Annotated in this window: 1 protein-coding gene; it reads right to left on the bottom strand. The window is 77.4% G+C overall.

Annotation, left to right across the window (positions count from 1 at the left end; all coding sequences use genetic code 11):
• On the bottom strand, positions 1 to 1,177 hold a 1,177-nt coding region (locus ABZ641_RS38110), incomplete at its 3' end, for a heavy metal translocating P-type ATPase (protein WP_359989229.1).
• Positions 1,178 to 1,262: the final 85 nt, after the last annotated feature.

Raw genomic sequence — 1,262 nt, 5'->3', positions numbered from 1 at the left:
CCCAGCACCAGCCGGCGGTCGCGGCGGGTGCGCAGCGCGCAGGCGACGGCGGCGGGCACGCCACCACCAGCACCGCCACCGCCGCCGTGACCGCCGCCTGCGGATCGCCACCGGCACCGAGCCAGAAGCCCAGCACGCAGACGGCCACCGCCAGCACGCACGGCACGAACCCGCCGGCGACCGCGTCGGCCAGCCGCTGCGCCCGCGCCCGGCCGGTCTGGGCCTCGGTCACCAGTGCGGTGATGCGGGCGAGTTGGGTGTCCGCGCCGACGGCGGTGGCGCGCACCACCAGCACACCGCCGACGTTGACCGTGGCACCGGTGACCCGGTCGCCCGGCCCGACCTCCACCGGCACGCTCTCACCGGTGAGCAGGCTGGCATCCAGCGCCGAGCCGCCCTCGACGACCACGCCGTCCGTGGCCACCTTCTCGCCGGGCCGTACGACGAACTCCTGGCCGGGCAGCAACTCGCGCACCGGGACGAGACGTTCGACGCCCGCCGCACGGACGCACACCTCCTTGGCGCCCAGTTCGGCGAGCGCCCGCAGCGCCGATCCGCCGCGGCGGCGGGCCCGCCCCTCCAGGACGCGGCCGCACAGCACGAACAGCGGCACGCCGACCGCCGCCTCCAGGTACAGGTGGGCGGCGCCGCCCGGGTCCGCGGTGAGCGAGAACGGCATCCGCATGCCGACCGTGCCGGCGCCGCCGAGGAACAGCGCGTACGCCGACCAGCCGAAGGAGGCCAGCACACCCAGGCTCACCAGGGTGTCCATGGTCGGCGTCGCCTGCCGCAGATGGTGCCAGGCCCGGCGGTGGAACCCGTACGCGCCCCAGGTCACCACCGGGACGGCCAGCAGGAAGCAGACCCACTGCCAGGGCGGGAACTGCAGCCCGGGTGCCATCGACACGGTCAGCACCGGCACGGCGAGGGCGGCCGTGACGGACGCGCGGAGCAGCCCGCCGTCGTCCCCGTCCGTCGGCGCGGCCCCGACCGGTTCGTCGGGAAGGGGCGCGGCGGTGCAGCCGGCGCGTTCCACCGCGGCTGCCAGGTCGGCGAACGGGACGCCGGCCGGATGGACGACCCGGGCGCGGCCGGTGGCCAGGTTCACCGTCGCCGTCACGCCGTCGATCCGGGCCAGCCGCTTCTCGACCCGGCCGACGCACGCCGCGCAGGTCATGCCGCCCACGGCCAGGTCGGTGACCACGCGGCCGGTCGCGGCGCTCACCGGGCCGCCCCCGCCGCATGGCCCGGCATGCCGCCGC

It is taken from the genome of Kitasatospora sp. NPDC007106, assembly GCF_040634455.1.
GTDB lineage: Bacteria > Actinomycetota > Actinomycetes > Streptomycetales > Streptomycetaceae > Kitasatospora > Kitasatospora arboriphila.
The sequence above is the reverse complement of the archived record's forward strand: the minus strand, read 5'-3'. Positions and strand labels throughout refer to the sequence as shown.